This window comes from Microcystis sp. M079S1 (genome assembly GCF_020246425.1).
Classification (GTDB): Bacteria; Cyanobacteriota; Cyanobacteriia; order Cyanobacteriales; family Microcystaceae; genus Microcystis; species Microcystis aeruginosa.
Map to the genome: position 1 here is coordinate 1 of NZ_JADBSZ010000082.1, position 2,758 is coordinate 2,758.

Here is a 2,758-nt window from a genome sequence, read left to right on the forward strand (position 1 = left end):
TAAGCTGTTAAGCATTTAAATTGCTTGTTGAGACGAGGCAAGAGGCAAGAGGCAAGAGGCAACAGTAAAGGGATTGGGGGAGATTCGGCTAATCTTAAGAATAAGTGCTTTAAATGCGTCTTAGCTTACTAGAACCACAGCAAATCTTTCTACCATAGATTTTCTCGCTCGAACTCGTTTTCCACTCCTAACCAATCCTGTAACTCTGCTTCGAGCGGTTCGTCATCAAATAATTCAGCCCACCCCTCTCTCACCTTCTTTTTAGCACTCAGAATAATTTTTTTACCTTCGACTATCGCTTCGACTTCATCAGTGAGTTCGCACTGTTCCATAATCGCTTGAGGAATTGTAATTCCTTGAGAATTGCCGATTTGTATGATTTTCAGCAACATTTTTGACTGCTTGGTAAATACATTGTCATTATATCAATCAACCGCTTAAACAGCCCCACCCAACCCCAAAGGCAGACAACAAAACCATACACACTATCCTTATAAAAAAAGTATCAAAAGCTACAATTTAATAAATCTTTACAAATCTTTACATTTCCCTCCCAATCTCTATCAAGAAAACTCAGAACCAGAATAAACAACCCCCAGAAGACGAGACAGAGAAACCCGATCCGACTTCAGTAGTGCGATCGCACCATCCGTAACTTGTCCCCTCACCCCTGAAAACCCATGCTATCCTTGAGGTATTCCCCCAAAATCCTCAAATCAAATCGTTATGAACAATGCTGACCTAGATACCAATTCTACTTTATTGCAAACCCTTCAGACATTACCTGTCCAACAACAACAAGAAATTCTCGATTTTTTGGAATCTATAGTCAATCAACACCATCAAACCCAAATAACCCAAACAGGTAGAATTGCAGGATTATATCAAGGTCAAGGCTGGATCAGCGATGACTTTAACGAACCCCTAACCGATGAACTCTTGCCGCCAACTTAACCCATGCAACTTTTATTAGATACCCATAGCTTTATTTGGTGGTCAATTAACTCAGAAAAACTATCACTAACCAGGCAAGATTTGTTATTTGATCGAAATAATCGCTTGTTTTTAAGCGTTGCTAGTGTCTGGGAAATGCAAATAAAACTGCAACTGGGAAAATTACAGCTTAACCCATCCTTACAGGAATTAATTAAAAATCAAATAACCATTAATAATCTAGAAATACTTTCTATTGATCTGGCTCACATCTGGACACTAGCAACCCTTATCCACTATCATAAAGACCCCTTTGATCGACTTTTAATATCCCAATCAATAACCGAAATTATGCCTATTCTGAGCATTGATGAAATATTTGACCGTTACCCCGTTCAAAGAATTTGGTAAATTTCCCAAAATGTGAGGCGATCGCCTCCTTCGCAGCCAGGTCAAGCAACACCCCCACCCAACGTCAAAGGCAGACAACAGGAGGATACACATCCCCAAAAAACAACTGTATCCTAAGCTACAATTTAATAAATATTTACATTCCTCTCCCTAGCTTAGGGATTGACAGGGAAAGGAGTTTCGGGTGTTTTCCCCTGTTTTACCCCTTCTCAGGCGAACTATCGCCTTTTGTGAGGGATTTTGGTGCGGTATGTCGGATTTGCTGCTTAATTATTGGCAATTAATGAAATCTTGAGGATGAACGATGGTAATATTGGGGACAGGGATAAAGTCATCAGGATTAAAGGTTAATAAATGGGTAATTTTAGAAGCTTTCATGACAGCAAGAAGCCTAATATCATGAGTGCGTTTTCCTTTAATGTTGTAGATGGTGACTAATTGAAACCAAAGGGGAAAAATATCTGGGCTTTCTTCTAATAAAGAAAATTGAGATAAAATTTGGTTAATTTCTTGTTGTGTTTTTTGTGTTGTCCAACCTAGTCCATTAACATCCTTAGGGCGTGTTGCTACAACCCAAAATTCAATTAAAATTTGAGAAGTAATCAAACATTCTCCCCCTTGTCTAATAATCATGTCAACAACATTCATGATTAGGGGATAACTTGATGAGTTAGGGTCACTAGCTCGTAAGAGAATGTTAGTATCCAGTAAATATTGGGTCATTAGTCTTCATACATTGTGTCACGGTGTAAAGCTTCATCGGGTAAAGGGGGATTATTAGAGGAATGGCTTTGTACCCAACTCATCCATTTAGCGGCTCGCTGTTCAGGGGTAAGAGTCGGCTCTGGCAAAGGAAGTGAAGTTTTGGGGATGAGAGATTCGGTGAAGGATAAGACTTCTTGTTGTTTTTCTAAGGGAAGTTTTCTTAGGTTTTTAATGATAACTTGTTCGATATTCATCTGACTTAGACTAATAGGCAACCAGATCAATCATATCCCATGCCGCAATTTCTCTATATTTAATAAATCTTTACATTCCTCTCCTTAACTAGGGATTCAGATTTTGGAGTTTTTGGGGACTTCAAGGGTTTTGATCTCTGGAATGATAGGAGCGAGTGCCGCTAAATCAGCGATTGCTTAGGGTGTAATAGCAAATCCGTTTTTAATAGTTTGATTAACTCCCAATCCAACTTTAACTTCCCACTATCCTATGCCTTTTAAACAGGATTGAGTATTAGGTTGATTTTGCCAGGGTCAGCCAATGGAGGTTAAAGATTAGACCTCCTGCAAAAGTCCTATTCAGCTACTTGATGATAGCCTAAAGCAAGTTCATAGTTGTAAATGCCAGCGATTAAATTAAATCTCAGACCAAAACGCCGTCTCCGATTCCTATATCTTGATGATAAAATTCTAAA

The 2,758-nt window shown here is 38.9% G+C and carries 5 protein-coding genes and 1 pseudogene; 2 read left to right on the forward strand and 4 right to left on the reverse strand.

Going from position 1 to position 2,758, the window contains the following annotated elements; translation table 11 throughout:
* Nucleotides 1-149: 149 nt before the first annotated feature.
* Complete coding sequence (locus IM456_RS05205; RefSeq protein ID WP_149987103.1) at nt 150-392, reverse strand: AbrB/MazE/SpoVT family DNA-binding domain-containing protein; 243 nt, start codon at nt 390-392, stop codon at nt 150-152.
* A 334-nt stretch (nt 393-726) separates the two neighbouring features.
* Between IM456_RS05205 and IM456_RS05210 the strand changes: the two genes are divergently transcribed.
* Together IM456_RS05210 and IM456_RS05215 are read left to right on the forward strand one after the other, a co-directional pair.
* Nucleotides 727-954 carry a DUF2281 domain-containing protein gene (locus IM456_RS05210; protein ID WP_149987102.1) on the forward strand — a complete coding sequence of 76 codons (228 nt, stop codon included), beginning with the start codon at nt 727-729 and terminating at the stop codon, nt 952-954.
* A 3-nt stretch (nt 955-957) separates the two neighbouring features.
* Complete coding sequence (locus IM456_RS05215; RefSeq protein WP_149987101.1) at nt 958-1,344, forward strand: type II toxin-antitoxin system VapC family toxin; 387 nt, start codon at nt 958-960, stop codon at nt 1,342-1,344.
* 270 nt (nt 1,345-1,614) lie between these two features.
* Here IM456_RS05215 and IM456_RS05220 read toward each other — a convergent pair whose 3' ends face one another.
* The 3 genes and pseudogenes from IM456_RS05220 to IM456_RS05230 form a co-directional block, all read right to left on the reverse strand.
* Nucleotides 1,615-2,067 (reverse strand): type II toxin-antitoxin system VapC family toxin, encoded by a 453-nt coding sequence (locus tag IM456_RS05220; protein ID WP_287692436.1) that lies wholly within the window; start codon nt 2,065-2,067, stop codon nt 1,615-1,617.
* Nucleotides 2,067-2,303, reverse strand: a complete 237-nt coding sequence (locus IM456_RS05225; RefSeq protein ID WP_172970527.1) for a hypothetical protein — start codon at nt 2,301-2,303, stop codon at nt 2,067-2,069. Before IM456_RS05225 ends, IM456_RS05220 begins: the two co-directional genes overlap by 1 nt.
* A gap of 335 nt (nt 2,304-2,638) precedes the next feature.
* Nucleotides 2,639-2,758 (reverse strand): annotated as a pseudogene (locus IM456_RS05230) (IS5/IS1182 family transposase); the annotation flags it as partial.